Annotated in this window: 19 protein-coding genes; 16 read left to right on the top strand and 3 right to left on the bottom strand. The window is 37.1% G+C overall.

Going from position 1 to position 17,781, the window contains the following annotated elements:
• Positions 1 to 116: 116 nt before the first annotated feature.
• Positions 117 to 1,421: a diaminopimelate decarboxylase gene (lysA, locus tag KW850_RS18175; protein WP_218349160.1), complete on the top strand. Its 1,305-nt coding sequence runs from the start codon at positions 117 to 119 to the stop codon at positions 1,419 to 1,421.
• A 203-nt stretch (positions 1,422 to 1,624) separates the two neighbouring features.
• On the opposite strand, the gene KW850_RS18170 is transcribed toward lysA, so the two are convergent.
• Positions 1,625 to 2,488: a DUF1002 domain-containing protein gene (locus KW850_RS18170; RefSeq protein ID WP_218349159.1), complete on the bottom strand. Its 864-nt coding sequence runs from the start codon at positions 2,486 to 2,488 to the stop codon at positions 1,625 to 1,627.
• Between the two features lie 496 nt (positions 2,489 to 2,984).
• Between KW850_RS18170 and KW850_RS18165 the strand changes: the two genes are divergently transcribed.
• Entirely contained in the window at positions 2,985 to 3,335 is a 351-nt protein-coding gene (locus tag KW850_RS18165) for a GNAT family N-acetyltransferase (RefSeq protein WP_218349157.1), read from the top strand.
• 29 nt (positions 3,336 to 3,364) lie between these two features.
• Here the strand turns inward: KW850_RS18165 and KW850_RS18160 are convergent, their stop codons facing one another.
• Together KW850_RS18160 and KW850_RS18155 are read right to left on the bottom strand one after the other, a co-directional pair.
• Positions 3,365 to 3,886, bottom strand: coding sequence for a DUF309 domain-containing protein (locus tag KW850_RS18160; protein ID WP_218349155.1), 522 nt, complete (start codon positions 3,884 to 3,886; stop codon positions 3,365 to 3,367).
• A gap of 181 nt (positions 3,887 to 4,067) precedes the next feature.
• Positions 4,068 to 4,154: a YjcZ family sporulation protein gene (locus KW850_RS18155; protein ID WP_142292238.1), complete on the bottom strand. Its 87-nt coding sequence runs from the start codon at positions 4,152 to 4,154 to the stop codon at positions 4,068 to 4,070.
• 208 nt (positions 4,155 to 4,362) lie between these two features.
• On the opposite strand from KW850_RS18155, the gene KW850_RS18150 reads away from it, so the two are divergent.
• The 14 genes from KW850_RS18150 to KW850_RS18085 all read left to right on the top strand — a co-directional run bounded on the left by KW850_RS18150 (position 4,363) and on the right by KW850_RS18085 (position 17,484).
• Complete coding sequence (locus KW850_RS18150; protein WP_218349154.1) at positions 4,363 to 5,133, top strand: segregation/condensation protein A; 771 nt, start codon at positions 4,363 to 4,365, stop codon at positions 5,131 to 5,133.
• Positions 5,120 to 5,707 carry an SMC-Scp complex subunit ScpB gene (gene scpB, locus KW850_RS18145; protein ID WP_218349153.1) on the top strand — a complete coding sequence of 196 codons (588 nt, stop codon included), beginning with the start codon at positions 5,120 to 5,122 and terminating at the stop codon, positions 5,705 to 5,707. The genes KW850_RS18150 and scpB overlap by 14 nt, the downstream gene beginning before the upstream one ends.
• 119 nt (positions 5,708 to 5,826) lie before the next feature.
• On the top strand, positions 5,827 to 6,246 hold the full coding sequence (locus KW850_RS18140) for a hypothetical protein (protein ID WP_218349152.1): 420 nt from the start codon (positions 5,827 to 5,829) through the stop codon (positions 6,244 to 6,246).
• Between the two features lie 35 nt (positions 6,247 to 6,281).
• Positions 6,282 to 6,770, top strand: a complete 489-nt coding sequence (locus tag KW850_RS18135; protein ID WP_218349151.1) for a YpuI family protein — start codon at positions 6,282 to 6,284, stop codon at positions 6,768 to 6,770.
• Between the two features lie 264 nt (positions 6,771 to 7,034).
• Positions 7,035 to 7,925, top strand: a complete 891-nt coding sequence (locus KW850_RS18130) for a superoxide dismutase (protein ID WP_218349150.1) — start codon at positions 7,035 to 7,037, stop codon at positions 7,923 to 7,925.
• Positions 7,926 to 8,109: 184 nt separating this feature from the next.
• Positions 8,110 to 9,255, top strand: coding sequence for a D-alanyl-D-alanine carboxypeptidase family protein (locus tag KW850_RS18125; protein WP_218349148.1), 1,146 nt, complete (start codon positions 8,110 to 8,112; stop codon positions 9,253 to 9,255).
• Positions 9,248 to 9,835: a nucleoside recognition domain-containing protein gene (locus tag KW850_RS18120; RefSeq protein WP_218349144.1), complete on the top strand. Its 588-nt coding sequence runs from the start codon at positions 9,248 to 9,250 to the stop codon at positions 9,833 to 9,835. The genes KW850_RS18125 and KW850_RS18120 overlap by 8 nt, the downstream gene beginning before the upstream one ends.
• Positions 9,836 to 9,841: 6 nt before the next feature.
• The gene (locus KW850_RS18115; RefSeq protein ID WP_218349142.1) at positions 9,842 to 10,378 is read left to right on the top strand and encodes a spore maturation protein; all 537 of its coding nucleotides are present in this window, start codon (positions 9,842 to 9,844) and stop codon (positions 10,376 to 10,378) included.
• A 240-nt stretch (positions 10,379 to 10,618) separates the two neighbouring features.
• Complete coding sequence (rluB, locus tag KW850_RS18110) at positions 10,619 to 11,356, top strand: 23S rRNA pseudouridine(2605) synthase RluB (protein WP_218349140.1); 738 nt, start codon at positions 10,619 to 10,621, stop codon at positions 11,354 to 11,356.
• Positions 11,357 to 11,454: 98 nt separating this feature from the next.
• The gene (gene resA / locus KW850_RS18105; RefSeq protein ID WP_218349139.1) at positions 11,455 to 11,979 is read left to right on the top strand and encodes a thiol-disulfide oxidoreductase ResA; all 525 of its coding nucleotides are present in this window, start codon (positions 11,455 to 11,457) and stop codon (positions 11,977 to 11,979) included.
• Positions 11,980 to 12,000: 21 nt separating this feature from the next.
• Entirely contained in the window at positions 12,001 to 13,623 is a 1,623-nt protein-coding gene (gene resB, locus KW850_RS18100; protein ID WP_218349137.1) for a cytochrome c biogenesis protein ResB, read from the top strand.
• Positions 13,624 to 14,811, top strand: coding sequence for a c-type cytochrome biogenesis protein CcsB (ccsB, locus tag KW850_RS18095; RefSeq protein WP_218349136.1), 1,188 nt, complete (start codon positions 13,624 to 13,626; stop codon positions 14,809 to 14,811).
• A gap of 184 nt (positions 14,812 to 14,995) precedes the next feature.
• Positions 14,996 to 15,712 (top strand): response regulator transcription factor, encoded by a 717-nt coding sequence (locus KW850_RS18090; protein ID WP_218349135.1) that lies wholly within the window; start codon positions 14,996 to 14,998, stop codon positions 15,710 to 15,712.
• A complete protein-coding gene (locus KW850_RS18085; protein ID WP_218349133.1) occupies positions 15,709 to 17,484 on the top strand; it encodes an ATP-binding protein in 1,776 nt (591 codons plus the stop codon). Before KW850_RS18090 ends, KW850_RS18085 begins: the two co-directional genes overlap by 4 nt.
• Positions 17,485 to 17,781: the final 297 nt, after the last annotated feature.

Below are 17,781 nucleotides of genomic sequence, written 5' to 3'. Positions count from 1 at the left end.
TAAAGGAATAAAGAGTAAAAAATAGGCAGTATCTTCTGGAGATTCTGTCTATTTATTATTATCTTTTATAATGGATCACATAAACTATAGTAAGTGCTTGGGAGAGAGGGAAGGGTATGTATTTTTACGGGACAACAGGCGTAAACAAAAACGGAAATTTAGAAATTGGTGGAGTCGATTCTCTAGAGTTGACAAAGGAATTTGGTACTCCCCTTTATGTATATGATGTAGCGTTAATGCGTGAAAGGGCACGGTCCTTTAAACAGGCCTTTGAAGAACAAGAAATCAAGGCGCAGGTTGCCTATGCTAGCAAGGCCTTTTCAACTATTGCCATGATTCAACTCGCGGAGGAAGAGGGGTTGTCACTCGATGTAGTATCTGGCGGTGAACTGTTTACTGCAATTGCTGCAGGGTTCCCAGTCGAGCGGATTCATTTTCACGGAAACAATAAAAGCAGAGAAGAATTAGAAATGGCATTGGATCATGAAATTGGCTGCATAGTTGTCGATAATTTTTCAGAATTGGCCCTTTTGAAAACCATTGCAAAGGAAAAAAATGCCCATGTTAACATCCTGCTGCGTATCACTCCAGGTATTGAAGCGCATACACATGATTACATTTTAACTGGGCAAGAAGATTCAAAATTTGGCTTTGATCTACAAAACGGACAAGCGGAACAGGCATTAACAATGGCACTGCAATTTGATAACTTTGATGTGCTCGGACTCCATTGCCATATTGGATCACAAATTTTTGAAACGACGGGCTTTTTACTAGCAGCTCAAAAGATTGTCGAAAAAATGAACGCTTGGAAAAACGAGCATTCCTTTGAAGCAAAAGTATTAAATTTAGGGGGAGGCTTTGGGATCCGCTATACAAAAGAGGATGAACCAATCCCACCTTCTCAATATGTAAGTGAAATTATTCGGGAAGTAAAAAAGTTAACGGAGAGCTATTCTTTAAAAATGCCGGAAATTTGGATCGAACCAGGACGCTCGCTTGTTGGCGATGCTGGTGTTACCCTTTATAAGGTTGGATCATCGAAAGAAGTTCCTGGTGTTAGAAAGTATTTAGCAGTGGATGGTGGAATGAGTGATAATATTCGTCCTGCCCTTTACCAGGCGAAATATGAAGCAGTTCTAGCCAATAAGCCCTTAACGAAAGCAAAAGAAACTGTATCCATTGCAGGGAAATGCTGTGAATCAGGTGACATGTTGATTTGGGATTTACCCCTTCCAGATGTAGGAGAAGAAGATATTCTTGCCGTTTTTTGTACAGGTGCCTACGGCTATTCAATGGCAAATAACTATAACCGCATCCCGCGTCCAGCAGTTGTTTTTGTAGAAAACGGAACAGCAACCCTTGTGGTTAAGAGAGAGACATATGAGGATTTAATAAAGCATGACTTACCGCTTAAATAAATAAAGAGCTACTGACCCAGAAGGTCGTTGAATACGACTCATTTGGGTCAGTTTTTTAGTTACTATCTGTTTATGTTAGTGTGGTAACTTCATTATACCGGATGGAATGAGTTTCGGCGGGCAAATCAACAGACCAATTTCATAGAACCATACACAAAAAGGGGCGCCCCTAAAGTTATCTTTTGGGACACCCTCTTTTTTATTTAAGAAAATATCGATTTAATCGTATCGATAAGCCAAGTGAAAAATTGCTTTAATTTTTCTAAAAAACCTTGCCCTTCTTCCGATTGAAGAAATTTAGAAATCCGTTCTTTCGCCTTATCAAGTTGATCGCTAACTTGGTTCCAGTCAATGTTTAAATCCTTAAGTTTGTTAAAAAAGTCCATTAACCGCTGCATTTCGGCATCAGTAAGCTTTACATTTAAATCATTTGCAGCTTGTTCAATTATATTTCGTAATTCTTGATCATTTTGTGGTTTATTTTTAGCAATTTCTTCTTTAACTTTAGCAATTAGTGCCGCTGCATTTTTTTCACCGATCGAATCACCGAGTTTGGCAGTTTCGACCATTTCTTGGTTTGCAGCCTGTTTCACCTCTTCTGGAATGGTTTTATCAGCGGATATTTCATACGCTTTTATTATCCCAGTTAATGCAGCTGTACCAGAGACGGTAATCGGGGCTGTAATATAAATTTTTGCATCTTTAACCCCGGCGGTAATCAGGGCATTGACGTACATCTCGTCCGTAACCCAATTAATATTTTTCGTTTCAACTGTAATTCCGGCACCTTTAGGTTGAATAGTGATTGCGGATGATGAGATTGCTTTCGTCCCAATGAGCGATTTTGATACATATTTTCCTAAATATTGATGTTCCTCCGCGTTTGAGACCGTAACGATTTGAACATCATCCGGGGCACCCATTTCTGTTAATAAGGATTTCTTCTGAACTTCAGTTAAATTTTCCCCAAGCGTAACAATCATATCACCTTCAGCTACATCAGCAAATGTGCGGACTGGAATGAGTATTAAAAAAGCCAGCATAAAGTAAATAAGAATTTTTTTCATAGTTTCCTCCTCTTTCTCCTACAGGTAATCAATAAAATGATTATGACTCTGTTATTAATATAACCGAATCCGCTAATTATAACGTAATTATCAAGCTTGAAGTTTCATAGAAAGAAAATCCTCCTCGAAAATATGCAAAATATGTAGGTAGAATAGCTTATTTTTGTAATTTAGTGTAGAATGTAGGTCAGTACAACATCTTCAAATTACTTTTGGAGGAAATTCTTTTATGAAGAAAAGCAACTGGGGGATCTTTAGTATTCTTATCGGAATCTCTGTTTTATGGGGAATTATATACTGGATTTTTATCGGACCGAGACACTAATAATTATTTTGATTGATGATTGACCATTTATTATGTATCATGGTGATTAATGAAACATAATAACTTTCACTACATATAATGAATAATGTTTAATATTGAGTTACTTGGTAAAAATATACTATTGTTAAACCATCTAATTAATCGGTTTATTTTATATAATGAGGGATCTAAATGTTAATTCGTTATAAGAAAGCTTTCGAAAAAATAGCAATGGGATTATTGTCCTTTATGCCAAGCGAAAAAGACTTAAAAAAGCTCCAGCATACTATGAAAGAATATGAAACCGAAGAGGAATGGCAGCTATTTCTTTGGAAAGAAGAAGATATTATCGGGCTTTTGGGTGTCTTGAATCACAATGACACCAATTCTTTAGAAATCTTGCATATCTCCGTTAATCCCTCCCATCGGTATCAGGGAATCGGTAAAAAAATGGTTAAAGCATTAAAAGAAATGTATGCGGAAAAAGAAATTACTGCGAATGAAAATACGGCCGCTTTTATCGAAAAATGTGATTTTTGCTAGATTACATTCAAAAGGCAGTGAATAATTATTTATTCGCTGCCTTTTCGCATTTTTAATGACTGCTGTCTTTCTTCTATTATGCTGGTTCTGTCACGCAATTTATGACGATCGATAATGGATTTATTTTTTAAATCGCTTTCCCTTCCCCAAATAAACCCTTTTTGTTCACATGTCCTTCTCGAAAGTTCTGCTAAGGCTTTGTCTGAGATAGGCAGGGAAACGCTTTGATAGGATTCTCCTTTTTCAAGGGCGGATAGCAGTCCATTTAATAAATGTAAAAGCTCCACATTCTGTAACCCTAGTTTAGTCAGAGAATCTGGCTGTAATTCAAAAATCTTAATTGCTTTTATTAACGTCCTCTTTGCACCGCTAAAATTATAGCGGCGATGATGATAAAGAGACACGGACATTAAGATTAATCCCACCCAGATGGAATCTTTGTTTCTCGAATCAATCTTTTTCCAATAGTCTTCGAGAAGTTCGTGGCATTCGAAATAATCACGATCTCCATGAAAATGTGCTAAAAATTGGATATACTCGCTCGGGTACAAGCAATTACCTCCTTACTAAATATTTATTTTAAGTTTATCACAGTTTAATGGATCCTAAATAAACCAAGGATCCCTAAATGAAAAAAACCCGTCAAGGATGACGGGGACAAAAGGTCTAACTAAAATTGGATGCCTAAGGGAACCGGTTTGGTGGCAGTTCTTTTTAGCCTGCCAAGATTAATTAATAAACCCAGGAAGCACCAACGATAATTAACAAGATAAATAGAACGACAATTAACGCAAATCCGGATCCAAATCCGTCAGACATATTCACTACCTCCTAAAAGATGTTTTGTTCTTTTCCTTGTCATCATATGTAGGATATTTGTCCATTGTTATGGGCAAACATCATGATTTGATAATATTACCACGTCAAGTTGATTTTTCTATTGGATAACCTTATCTAATCCTCTATACTATTAATAGTCGAAATGAATAATTAACAACTTATTTTTAAAGAATTTTGGTGAAGTACAATGCCATATCAGGTGAAAATTGATGCATTTGAAGGACCGTTAGATTTATTGCTCCATTTAATTAATGGGCTGGAAATTGATATATATGATATTCCTGTTGCCCAAATAACCGAGCAATACTTAATGTATATAAAGACAATGAATGAGCTTAAGTTAGATGTAGCAAGCGAGTTTTTGGTGATGGCTGCGACATTACTTGTAATCAAGAGTAAAATGCTTTTGCCCAAGCATGAGGAGGTTCTAGATCATGAGGATCCTGACATGTTATATGAAGAGGATCCAAGAGACGAACTTGTTGAGCGTCTAATAGAATATCGAAAGTATAAAGAAGCGGCCCATGATTTAAAATCGATGGAGGTGGAGCGTGGGCTCATGTACACAAAGCCTCCAAGTGATCTCTCCGAGTTTACAAAAGACAGCCAGCCTGAAAAAGCAGAGTTAAATGTATCTTTATATGATATGCTGGCTGCATTTCAAAAATTAATGCGGCGAAAGAAGCTTCAGCGCCCGATGGCCACGAAGATTACGCGTCAAGAAATATCGATTGACACAAGAATGACAGAAATTATGAATGATTTAAAACAGCTAACAGGTCGGAAAAACTTTAATGATTTATTTCCTTATCCCACTAAAGACCACATCGTTGTAACCTTTTTGGCGATCTTGGAGTTAATTAAAAGAAAAGAGATAGGTGCACACCAACAAGAGAACTTTGGAGATATTTATGTCGAAGCTGTAAAGAAAGGGGCAGAAATGGTTGGACATCATTAATTGGAACAGTATTCTTGAAAGCCTTTTGTTTGCTGCCGGAGACGAAGGACTTTCACTGAAACAACTAGCAGAGGTCCTCGAAGTTAGTGAAATACAAGCAAATGAAATCATCGAAGATCTGAAAAAAGAATATGACCGTGACGTCAATAGGGGAGTTATGATCGTCCAGCTTGCGGGAACTTACCAGCTTGCGACGAAAAAAGAAAATGCTTCTTATTTAAAAAAGCTAGTTGATTCCCCCCATACTTCAACATTATCACAGGCAGCATTAGAAACGTTAGCAATCATAGCCTATAAGCAGCCAATAACTCGGGCTGAAATTGAGGAAATACGTGGTGTCAAAACGGAAAGACCGTTGCATACCCTAATGGCAAAAGCGTTGATCAAAGAGATTGGTCGTGCGGAAGGGACAGGTAGAGCCTATTTATATGGGACAACAAAAGAGTTCCTTGATTATTTTGGGCTTAAAAGTATTGAAGAACTTCCTCAACTTCCTGAAAAAGCAGAAGAAGGATTCGTTCAGGAAGAGGCAGATTTATTTTTCGAGAAATTTGAGGAAACGATTAATTCTTAATTTTCAAATACTTATTCGAATTTATGTTAAAATAAATCTAAGTAAATTATTCAATTCTTTCACAATGAGTTGACCAGATTTAGTTGCCTTATTTTCATTGGCCAAGGAGTGGAATTAATTTGTTAATTAAAGAGTGTAAAGGGTTTGAATTAGAAAAAGAAAAATCAAATACTTCTGAGGATTTTTTTAACAGAAGCATCATTTCTTTTTATGAGGACGGAGAGGAAAAAACACTTCATGTCCTTTATGTAAGGTATTTTGATGAACTTCGCCATGAATTCACACCATATCAACAGGACCCCATTTTTGTTCAGCAAGATCAAGAAATTACCTTTAAAGATATTGTTGCGCTTGTCTGTCTTTTGAAAAATCCGGGGCTGCGCAGCCGGAAACGACTTTATATTAATTCTAAGCACGAATTTGCTTCGTATTTTCAAGATATCAATTATAGTAAATTACCTGAAATCTTTCTTTCTCTAAATCAAAAGAAAGAATATGAACTTCGTTCTCCGCTTGAATTCATAATGCAACCAAAATAGTCTAAAAAACGAAGTAAAAAATTAGGGGGTAAACAATGGGTAATACATTAGTAAAAACACAATTAAATGATGTAAAGAGTTTTCTTGGAAAGTCAATTTCAATATTAGAGGAATTTTTAAATGAAACAACTATTTCACAATTAAACTTAGAAACTGATGAGGATCTTCACTATAATAAATTGATCTTAGCAAATTTACGAAAATTAAGTGTTTATAGTGAAGAAGGATTAGATGCATGTTCTGTTATTTTACAGGGTAATCCTTTTCAAAAAGCTGCTGCTGAAAAAACTCTGTATAAGATTTATCATCAATGTATTGAAGAGTTTTTCTCGCCGAAGAATGATGCATGGTATGAAGACAGCAGATCCGCTTATACCGGAAGGAACTCCATTAAGTTTTACCGCCCTGTTTCAGACATCATCGTTCAGTTGGTCAAAAGTTTAGAAGGTGACTTTCAAAGAATAAGGGAAGAACTTGAGTACTATGAAACAGACTACAGAACAAAAATGATCCAATCAAAATAAAAAGCGGAAGCGCCTTGCCCAGGGGCGACAGGCATAAGACGAGCCGGTGAGAAGGTTGTTCTTTAACCTTCTTGTCGGATTGGCTTATGACCCGAGCCCCTAGGCGCTGAAGCTGGACTGTTATCTTAGTTCAAAGACTTAATATTTTTATTTTTAGAAGGCTGTCCTTATAGGGCAGCTTTTTATTTTGTTCTTATTAAATCGTAATACTCATACCATTTAGGTAGATTAATTATCAAAACCAAGTAGGGGATGAGGAATTGTATGGATAAATTTAGTCAGTATGTAAACGAAATGTTTGAATGGAATGAACAAATGAAGCAGTTTCTTCAATCAGATAAGGAGGGTGGGAATTCTGAATTATGGGAACATTTGGATGAATTTGCTGAATTGATTGAAAATACAAGAAAACAGTTGACAAATGAAGAGCTGCTATCTCTACAAGCTAAAGCTGAAAATATCCATGAGCAAATGGAAAATTACTTTAGTAGAAAACAAGCCAGCGGTGTCATTTGGGTTGCAGAAAAAGCACTACCTCCTGGCGGGCATACACTACCAGAGTTACCCTATGCCTATAATGCTTTAGAACCCTATATTTCAGAGGAAATCATGAGGCTCCATCACGATAAGCATCACCAGTCTTATGTCGATGGATTAAATAAAGCAGAACTTAATCTTAAAAAAGCAAGGGAAACGAATGATTTTTCATTAATAAAACATTGGTCAAGGGAGCTTGCCTTTCACGGATCAGGACATTACCTTCATACGATTTTTTGGAAAAACATGAGCCCTGATGGAGGAGGGAGCCCAAAAGGACTGCTGAAAAGTGAAATAGAAAAATACTTTGGTAGTTTTTCGGCTTTTAAGAAGCATTTTTCTGAAGCGGCCAAACAAGTAGAGGGCGTTGGATGGGCGCTATTGGTTTGGTCACCTCGAGCAAGGCATTTGGAGATCCTGCAATCTGAACGACACATGCTTTTGACCCAATGGGACACTATTCCACTCTTAGTATTAGATGTTTGGGAGCATGCTTATTATCTTCAGTACGAGAACAAACGACCTGAATATGTAGACAACTGGTGGAATATAGTCAATTGGCATGATGTAGAAATGCGTTTTGAAAAAGCTGCGGACATAAAATGGCCTGCTTTCTAAGAAAAGCCGAGCCCCTAAAAACAGACGGCGACCTGTCGTCTGCTTTCGTTTGTGCTACAATCGGCTTTTCTGAATAAATAGTCATAACAAGACTCGTCCTGCATAAACTTGTACAAGAAATATGAAAAGCAGACGCGCCTTGGCGCTAGAGCAGATAACTTTACAAGGGGACGAGGTTAATCTAATGAGAATGATTTGGAAGCTAGTTATTTTTTCTCTCATAGTCTCACTATTCATTGCTAACATTCCTCAAAAGGTGGAAGCTTCTGTTTCCGTAAGTGCAGCAAGTGCTGTTTTGATAGAGCAGAAATCAGGGCGTATCCTTTATGAGAAAGATGCCCACACAAAAAGGCGAATCGCAAGTATTACTAAAATAATGACTGCGAAACTTGCAATTGAATCAGGGAAAATGAATCAATATGTAAAAGTAAGTGAACAAGCAACTCGTGCAGAAGGATCCTCTGTTTATTTAAAGCCTGGTGAAAAAATTAAACTTAAAGATTTAGTTTATGGATTAATGCTTAGGTCTGGAAATGACACCGCTGTAGCCATAGCCGAATATGTTGGGGGAAGTGTAGAAGGATTTGTCTACTTAATGAATCAAAAGGCAAAGGAAATTGGGATGTTAAATACCCATTTTTCTAATCCTCATGGCCTTGATGATCATGAAGAGCACTATTCCACTGCTTACGATATGGCCATATTAATGCGTTATGCCATGCAGGATAAAACCTTTAAAAAAATCTCTGGTACAAGGGTCTATCGAGCATCGAACCCTACAGAGGATTGGGATCGTGTTTGGAAAAATAAAAATCGATTGCTAGGAAAATATAAATATACAACTGGTGGAAAAACAGGTTACACAAAACGGGCAAAACGGACCCTGGTCACAACTGCAACAAATGGAGATATGAATTTAATTGCAGTCACTCTGAATGACCCAGATGATTGGAATGACCATATTACCATGTATGAAAGTGGTTTTAAAGGGTTTGATATGGCTGAAGTATTATCTGAGGGGAAAATTGATGGTATTAAAAATAAATATTATAAGAATCATTTATTCGTTAAGAAAACCATTGTCTATCCGGTAACGAGTGAGGAAATGGATTTGTTTTCGATTAAATATAAGTTGAATAAGCCGGCCAAAAAATTTGATGAAGATAAGAAAAATGATGAAGTTGTAGGTAAGGCAGCAGTTTATTTAGACGGGCGAGTGGTGCAAGAAACCCCCATTTACTATCAAAGCATACCTGAAAAGAAAGAAGGATTGTTTGATTTTGTAAAGAAAATTTTTCTGATCTTCATTGGTGTGAAGGACAATGGTTAATTATATCTGGGGGTTTATGATCATTATTGGTTTTATTTTCGCACTAATCAATGGGACAATGGCTGAAGTGAACAAAGCAATCTTTGATGGGGCGAAAGAAGCAGTGACACTTTGCATCGGGCTAATTAGTGTCCTTGTCTTTTGGCTGGGAATGATGCGAATTGCTGAGGAATCTGGCCTTTTAGAACGTTTTTCCCGACTATTTCGTCCACTTGTTAAACGACTTTTTCCTGAAGTACCGGTAAACCATCCAGCAATGGGATATATATTATCAAATATGATTTCCAACATGTTTGGATTAGGAAATGCAGCCACTCCTCTAGGTATAAAGGCGATGGAGGAACTAAAAAAGTTAAATGGAGGAAAGAATTCAGCCAGCAGGTCCATGGTCACCTTTTTAGCCATTAATACGGCAAGCATTACGATTATTCCCACAACTGTCATTGCGATTAGAATGAATTATCATTCTGCGTCCCCTACTGAGATTGTCATTCCAACAATCATTGCAACAATTATCTCTGCAATAGGAGCAATCTTAATCGACCGTTATTTCTACTATCGCAGAAACAGAAAAGGATGAAGAAACATGGAACTGATTTCGACTATATCCTTAACTTTTATCCCCTTATTGATTGGGTTTATTCTATTGTATGGAACGATCAAACGCGTCTCAACGTATGAAAGTTTTGTTGAAGGCGGAAAGGAAGGCATTAAAATTGCCGTATCGATTATCCCCTTCCTTGTGGGTATGCTTGTGGCAATTTCCGTCTTCAGGGCATCAGGTGCATTGGATGCTCTTATGAATTGGATTCGTCCATTCATGAAAACAATGGGAGTGCCTGCTGAAATTGTTCCATTATTATTGATTAGACCGATTTCTGGTAACGCTGCACTTGGGATGACGAGTGATTTAATTGCGGTTTATGGCCCTGATTCATTTATTGGCCGTTTAGCATCTGTTTTGCAAGGAAGCACGGACACGACTTTTTATGTTTTAACGGTCTATTTTGGAGCGGTTGGTATTAAAAAAATGGGTGACGCTCTTAAAGTAGGTCTTCTCGCTGACGTTGTCGGCATTATCGCGGCGATCGCAGTAGTAGCTTTTATTTTTGGAAATAAATAATAATAGAATATATGAGGCATGTTCTTTTGGACATGCTTTTTTATTTTTTGCTATGTAAAAGGTTATTGTTGATATATTAATATCCCTTACTTTGAAAAGTGGAGGAATTGTGTCATAATTCATAAGGATAGGTTCCTGTTTTCGTTTACGTGCATTCAATCTGATCGAATTGCTCAAAACGAGACAATAGCACTATGCTGGAATCATATCTTTTTATATAGATAAATTCGAGGTGGAATAATGGAAAGATTGCAAAAAGTAATTGCTCGAGCGGGCATTGCTTCTAGAAGAAAATCTGAGGAATTGATAAAAGAAGGGCGAGTAAAGGTAAATGGAAAGGTTGTTACTGAACTGGGTCTGAAGGTATCACCATCTGATAGGGTAGAAGTAAATGAAATTCAGATTGAGAAAGAAGAACCTGTTTATTTCCTTTTATATAAACCAAGAGGTGTTATATCAAGCGTTAATGATGAAAAGGGCAGAAAGGTCGTCACAGATTTCTTTCCACACTTAAAGGAAAGGATTTATCCAGTTGGACGCCTAGATTATGATACATCTGGTTTATTAGTGTTAACCAATGATGGAGAATTTGCTAATTTGCTCATGCATCCTAAAAATGAAATTGATAAAGTTTATGTGGCAAAAATTAAAGGAATTCCATTAAAGGAAAATTTGAGGAAACTCGAAAGAGGCATTCGTTTAGAAGATGGAAAAACAGCCCCTGCAAGAGTGAAATTGCTATCTGCAGATAATAAGAAACAAACTGCGATCGTTGAAATAACCATCCATGAAGGTAGAAATCGTCAGGTAAGAAGGATGTTCGAAGCCATTGGCCATGAAGTGGTGAAATTGAAGCGTGAACGATATGGCTTCTTAACACTAAGTGGGTTAAGGACAGGTGATGCAAGAGAACTGACTCCGCATGAAGTAAAACAGCTGAGAGCATTTGGAATGGGGTCAGGTAAAAAAAATTCATAAAACCGTCACAAAATATGTTCTGCTTTAACACTGTGGTTATGTTGGAAAATGCTATAATTTAAGCAAACTGTGTCAGGTGATTTATTGGAGGGTTATTTATGAAAAAGCGGCGATTAGTTATAAGATCAATCATCTTACTGTTACTAGGTTCAGCCGTTGTTTATACGCTATATGCTAATTTTACGAAGGATACCAAACAAAAAGTAGCGGTGGGTGGACAGGCGCCTGATTTTGCATTGGTAGATATGCAAGGGAATAAACATCAGCTGTCAGATTACCGTGGACAGGGTGTATTCTTGAATTTCTGGGGAACATGGTGTCCGCCATGTAAAAAGGAAATGCCCTATATTAATAATCAGTATCATCAGTATAAAGACAAAGGCGTACAAGTCTTGACAGTAGATATTCAAGAATCTGAACTCGCTGTTAATCAATTTGCTGATCGGTTAAAACTGGATTTTCCGATAATGATTGATACGGATAAAGAAGTGATGAATACTTATGGAATTGATCCACTTCCAGCTACATTTTTGATTGATAAGAACGGCAAGGTCGTAAAGTATTATACGGGTGAACTTACCGAAGAAAAAGTAAGGGAGTTTATGGAGAAAATTAAACCATAAGGTTGTAGGGAGTTTTTTTTTATGAAAGATGTTAAATGTGAATGTGGGCATGTGAATCCACATGGAACCGTTTTATGTGAAGCCTGTGGAAAAGAGCTAATCATTCAAACTAACTCAGAACAGCTTATTGATATGCGCTATGAAGGTAGTGCACGCCGGTCACAAACATACAATAAAACAATTATTGATAAAATATGGAACTTTTTTTCATCGGTAAAGGTTGGCGTTTGGCTGATAATTATTACCTTAATTGCCTCATCTCTTGGAACCATTTTACCTCAGGAAATGTATATTAATTTACCTGCAGATGTATATTACGAGCAAGAATACGGCTGGTTTGGTAAATTATATTACCAATTAGGATTCAATGACTTATATGGTTCCTGGTGGTACTTAATCTTGATTGCGATGATCGGTATATCCCTGGTTATATGTAGTCTAGACCGTGTCGTGCCATTATATAAGGCCTTAAAGGCCCAAAGAGTAACTAGGCATGAGGGCTTTTTAAAACGCCAGCGTGTTTTTGGTGTGAACGAAGCAGCAGGTGAAGGTGATTACACGGCGATTAAAAAACATTTACAGGAACGACGTTACCATATTCGTGAAGAAAATGGTGATATTTTAGCGGAAAAAGGCCGATTTTCTCGCTGGGGTCCATATGTAAACCATGTTGGTTTGATTATTTTCTTATTTGGTGGAATGCTCCGCTTTATTCCCGGAATGTATGTAAATGAAGACCTTTGGGTACGCGAAGGCGAAACAGCTGTTGTTCCAGAGACGGATGGGCAGTTCTATCTTCATAATAATAAGTTCATTCTGGAGCACTATGATAAAAATAAAGATAAAACCTTTGAAAAGGCGATTAATAAGGCCGGAGAAGTAGTAAAAAATTATCAATCCAATGTTATTCTATATAAGCGTGTTGGAGAAAATCTGCCTGGTGAGAAACCGACGCTTAAGAAAATTAAAGATTATAAGGTACGGGTAAATTTACCACTAACCTATGAAGGCTATTCGGTTTTTCAAGCTTCATTCAGGAATGAATTAAGTAAGATGTCATTTGCATTGACAAATCAACAGACAAATAAATCAGCTGGGGAACTTACCATTGATCTCCGGGATCCGAAGATGAAGTATGACCTTGGAAATGGTTACTCGGTTGAAATACTAAACTATTTTCCCGACTTTGAATTTGCGGACAATGGTGAGCCATCAACTAAATCACGAGTACCAAACAACCCGGCTTTTGTCTTTCGGATGGTCTCTCCAGAAAAGCCAAAAGGGGAAACTAGTTTTGTAGCCATCAAGCAAACGATTGAACCTTTCGGTGATAATCAGTATAAGATGACGTTTAAAGGCATTGAAACGACAAACGTTTCAGGATTTATTGTTCGAAAGGATTCAACATTATGGGTGATTATTATAGGTGGAATCATCTTTATGATCGGTGTTATTCAAGGTGCTTATTGGAACCATCGTCGCATCTGGATTCAAAACAAAAATGGACAAGTGTGGATTGCTGCACATACAAACAAAAATTGGTATGGTTTAAAGCGAGAGATGGAAGTTGTATTGGCAGATACGAATCTTGCAATGCCGCTCGATCAAGCGCAAATAGAAGAAACGGACGAAGGGGGAGCCTAGTTGGCAACACTAAGTAGTAATTTATTATTTATTTCTTTTATTTTGTATTTAGTAGCCACTCTATTTTTTGGTGGGTCTATTAAATCCAAAAAGGCTGATTATGAAAAGCAAGGAACCAATAGGTGGGGGAAAATCGCAGTCTTTTTAACGATTGTTGGTTTTATCTCGCAATTAGGGTACTTCATTACTAGATGGATTGCTGCGGGACACGCTCCAGTCAGCAACATGTTTGAGTTTACAACATTCTTTGGAATGGCTCTTGTCGGTGCATTTATTGTTATTTATTTTATTTATCGGACGACCTTACTGGGATTATTTACAATGCCTGTAGCCATATTAGTAATTGCTTACGCTAGTATGTTTCCAAAAGACATATCCCCATTAATACCCGCATTACAAAGTTACTGGCTGCATATTCACGTAACCACAGCTGCGATTGGAGAAGCCATTTTAGCGATTAGTTTTGCGGCAGGTCTTATTTATCTTGTAAAGGCAATCGATCAAACAAAACCCAGCAAGCAGACTTTTTGGTTAGAGGTTGTAATGTTTGCATTAGTTGTCGTTCTAGGATTTGTTGCTATATCTTCGATTTTTTCTGGAATGGGTTTTCATGAAAAATTTAATTGGTTGGATAAACATGATAATGAGGCAGTTGTTGAATATACGATGCCTGCGATTTCCGGACCTCATGAAGGAGAACTGCTAACGAAAGATGGATTCAAGCCTTTGTTTGAAGTGCCTGCCTTCATCAATGCTAAAAAATTAAATACAGTCATTTGGTCATTGATGGCGGGACTCGTTATTTACGGCATAATTCGTTTAATTTTAAGAAAGCGAATTGCGGCAGCCCTAAAACCGATTGTGAAAAATATTAAATTAGACTTTGTTGATGAGATTAGCTACAGGTCTGTATTAATCGGTTTCCCAGTTTTTACGCTTGGTGCGCTTATTTTTGCTATGATTTGGGCACAAATGGCGTGGTCAAGGTTCTGGGGGTGGGACCCAAAAGAAGTTTGGGCGTTAATTACATGGTTGTTCTATGCAGCATTTTTACATCTCCGTCTTTCAAAAGGATGGCATGGAGAAAAATCCGCATGGCTAGCTGTTATTGGCTTTGTCATCATTATGTTTAACCTAGTTGCAGTTAATCTTGTTATTGCTGGACTTCATTCTTATGCTGGGTCTTAATAGGAAAGAGAAAATGAACCTTTAATTTTATAGCCTTCACTTATTTATAAGTGAAGGCTTTTTAAAAATCTTTTTTCTGAAAATAGTTGTCATTATTTAGACACTTTTTACAGGACTAATTATCACGAAAATATAGCATAAAACAATCCCGTTTTGTAAAATAAACTCCATGGGGGGATTAATAATGGAAAAAGATGTGAAAATTTTAGTGGTAGATGACGAGGAAAGAATTCGTCGTTTATTAAAAATGTATTTAGAGCGTGAAGATTATAAAATTGACGAAGCGGAAGACGGAAATGAGGCTCTAGAGAAGGCATTTGAAAATGATTATGATGCGATTCTTCTCGATTTGATGATGCCTGGTAAGGATGGAATTGAAGTTTGTCGTGAATTAAGAGAAAAAAAGGCAACACCGGTAATCATGCTTACCGCGAAAGGTGAAGAGATTAATCGTGTCCAAGGCTTTGAAGTGGGGACAGATGATTATATTGTCAAACCATTCAGCCCAAGGGAAGTTGTTTTACGAGTTAAAGCTTTATTAAGAAGGTCATCGCAAACAAGTTATCTGCAAACGGAAACAACAACGAAAGACGTTATTGTTTTTCCACATTTAACAATTGATAATGATGCACACAGAGTATCTGCTGATGGCAAAGAAGTAAGTTTAACACCGAAAGAATATGAATTACTTTATTTCTTAGCGAAAGCACCTGATAAAGTCTTTGATCGCGAACAGTTACTTAAAGAAGTATGGCATTATGAATTTTTTGGAGATTTACGTACGGTTGATACACATGTTAAGCGCCTCCGTGAAAAATTAAACAAAGTTTCCGAACAAGCTGCAAGAATGATTGTTACAGTTTGGGGTGTAGGCTATAAATTTGAGGTTATTAATGAATGACATTTTTAAGAAGTGTTGTAGGAAAGCTATGGTTAACGATCCTTTTGTTAGTATCATTTGTACTATTCATCTTAACAATCATGCTTCTCGAATTTTTCCAAAACTACAATACACTTGAGATGAAGAAGGGTTTGACCAACACAGCTGAGAAGATTGCTTACGTTATTGAAGAACATTCTAATGGAGAATTTTCATTAGGAGTAGAGATATCCTGGGAAATTATCGATAAAGTATATAATGTAGTGATTATTAAAAATGAAAATGAAATCTATTACTCTCCAAACACGGAAAAGACCAAAAGGTTATCATTGACAGATATTAAAAATGATCCGAGTTTATCAACAGTCTTTAAAAAAGATGTAAATGTAGAGAAAATTTCCAACCTAGCATTCAATGATGATAAGGGAACTCAGTATACGATAATCGGTGTCCCTTTGCACATTCCTGGGGAAGAGCATAGTGCAGTTTTCATTTATCAATCATTGGAAGTCATGCAAGAAACAACCCATGAAACAACCAAATTTATTTTACTGGTTGCGGGTGTCGCTATCATCCTTACGACTATATTTGCTTTCTTTTTGTCAACAAGAATTACCGCTCCGTTAAGAAAGATGAAAGAAGCAGCTTTTGAAGTCGCAAGGGGGAAATTCGATACCAAGGTTCCTATTCTTACTCATGATGAAATTGGTGAACTGGCAACTGCGTTTAATCAAATGGGCAGGCAATTAAAATTTAATATGAGTGCTCTAAGCCAAGAAAAAGAGCAACTCTCCAGTATTTTAAGCAGTATGGCTGATGGTGTTATAACTTTTAATCGGGATGGAACAATCCTCATTACCAATCCTCCCGCAGACCGTTTTCTTCAGTATTGGTATTATGAAATGGAGGGATATAGTCCCGATTCAGAAGCTATACCTCCAGAAGTGATGGATCTTTTTCAACAGGCAGTTGATACTGAAGCAGAACAAGTGGGTGAAATTTCATTTCAAGGAAGGCATTGGGTCATCCTAGTTAGTCCGTTATATAGTAACCAATTTATTCGTGGTGCAGTTGCTGTTCTAAGGGATATGACAGAGGAACGGCAGTTGGAAAAAATGAGAAAAGACTTTATTGCTAATGTTTCACATGAACTTAGAACGCCGATATCCATGTTACAAGGTTATAGTGAGGCAATTGTTGACGATATTGCTGAATCCCAAGAAGAGAAAAAGGAAATGGCTAAGGTCATCTATGATGAATCATTGCGGATGGGGCGGCTTGTTAATGAGTTACTTGATTTGGCCCGTATGGAGGCAGGACATATCCAATTAACAATGGAAGAAATGGATATTACCGCATTTATTAATCGGATTATCCACAAGTTTCAAGGCTTAACCAAAGATAATGACATTCAGTTGTACGCAGATATTGCTAATGGAATCAACTCTATTTCCTTTGACCCTGATCGTATTGAACAGGTACTCACTAATTTAATTGATAATGCAATCAGACATACACCTAAAGGCGGTTCGGTAAATTTAAGTGTGACTTCAGAAGATAAAGGGATCATGATTCGAGTGAAGGATTCTGGGTCTGGTATTCCTGAAGAAGACTTGCCATTTGTCTTTGAACGGTTTTATAAAGCTGATAAAGCCCGAACGAGAGGCAGAGCTGGGACAGGTCTGGGTCTTGCCATAGCTAAAAATATTATTGATGCACATCGTGGTCATATTTCTGTTCAAAGTAAACTCGGTCAAGGTACGACATTTTCCTTCCTCATACCAAGAAAATAGTAAAAAGAACAAGTTTTTTGCCGATTGTTCTTGATTCATGAGAAACACTTAAAGGCGGATGCGACTTGTTTTTAGGATTGACAAGTATAAGGTGAGCCGTCAGGAAGGTTGATTTTTAACCTTCTCGACGGATTGGCTTATGACCTCGAGTCCCCAGTGGCTGGAGCTAATTACAATAAAATTCTCATCCCTTAAAGGGATGAGTTTTTTATATTATTTGGGAATTGGATTCCAAATAATACCTTTCCTTTTGTCACAAAAAAGTCTATATTTATAAGGTGAAACTTTTATACATAA

The sequence above is a fragment of the Bacillus sp. sid0103 genome, assembly GCF_019219025.1.
The sequence above is the reverse complement of the archived record's forward strand: the minus strand, read 5'-3'. Positions and strand labels throughout refer to the sequence as shown.

What these genes read in the sequence shown, in the direction of transcription:
- resB (WP_218349137.1), top strand. Translation starts at nt 12,001, where the DNA reads ATGAAAGATGTTAAATGTGAATGTGGGCATGTGAATCCACATGGAACC.
- resA (WP_218349139.1), top strand. Translation starts at nt 11,455, where the DNA reads ATGAAAAAGCGGCGATTAGTTATAAGATCAATCATCTTACTGTTACTA.
- KW850_RS18115 (WP_218349142.1), top strand. Translation starts at nt 9,842, where the DNA reads ATGGAACTGATTTCGACTATATCCTTAACTTTTATCCCCTTATTGATT.
- KW850_RS18085 (WP_218349133.1), top strand. Translation starts at nt 15,709, where the DNA reads ATGACATTTTTAAGAAGTGTTGTAGGAAAGCTATGGTTAACGATCCTT.
- lysA (WP_218349160.1), top strand. Translation starts at nt 117, where the DNA reads ATGTATTTTTACGGGACAACAGGCGTAAACAAAAACGGAAATTTAGAA.
- KW850_RS18165 (WP_218349157.1), top strand. Translation starts at nt 2,985, where the DNA reads ATGTTAATTCGTTATAAGAAAGCTTTCGAAAAAATAGCAATGGGATTA.
- KW850_RS18130 (WP_218349150.1), top strand. Translation starts at nt 7,035, where the DNA reads ATGGATAAATTTAGTCAGTATGTAAACGAAATGTTTGAATGGAATGAA.
- rluB (WP_218349140.1), top strand. Translation starts at nt 10,619, where the DNA reads ATGGAAAGATTGCAAAAAGTAATTGCTCGAGCGGGCATTGCTTCTAGA.
- KW850_RS18150 (WP_218349154.1), top strand. Translation starts at nt 4,363, where the DNA reads ATGCCATATCAGGTGAAAATTGATGCATTTGAAGGACCGTTAGATTTA.
- KW850_RS18135 (WP_218349151.1), top strand. Translation starts at nt 6,282, where the DNA reads ATGGGTAATACATTAGTAAAAACACAATTAAATGATGTAAAGAGTTTT.
- KW850_RS18125 (WP_218349148.1), top strand. Translation starts at nt 8,110, where the DNA reads ATGAGAATGATTTGGAAGCTAGTTATTTTTTCTCTCATAGTCTCACTA.
- KW850_RS18120 (WP_218349144.1), top strand. Translation starts at nt 9,248, where the DNA reads ATGGTTAATTATATCTGGGGGTTTATGATCATTATTGGTTTTATTTTC.
- KW850_RS18090 (WP_218349135.1), top strand. Translation starts at nt 14,996, where the DNA reads ATGGAAAAAGATGTGAAAATTTTAGTGGTAGATGACGAGGAAAGAATT.
- KW850_RS18155 (WP_142292238.1), bottom strand. Translation starts at nt 4,154, where the DNA reads ATGTCTGACGGATTTGGATCCGGATTTGCGTTAATTGTCGTTCTATTT.
- KW850_RS18170 (WP_218349159.1), bottom strand. Translation starts at nt 2,488, where the DNA reads ATGAAAAAAATTCTTATTTACTTTATGCTGGCTTTTTTAATACTCATT.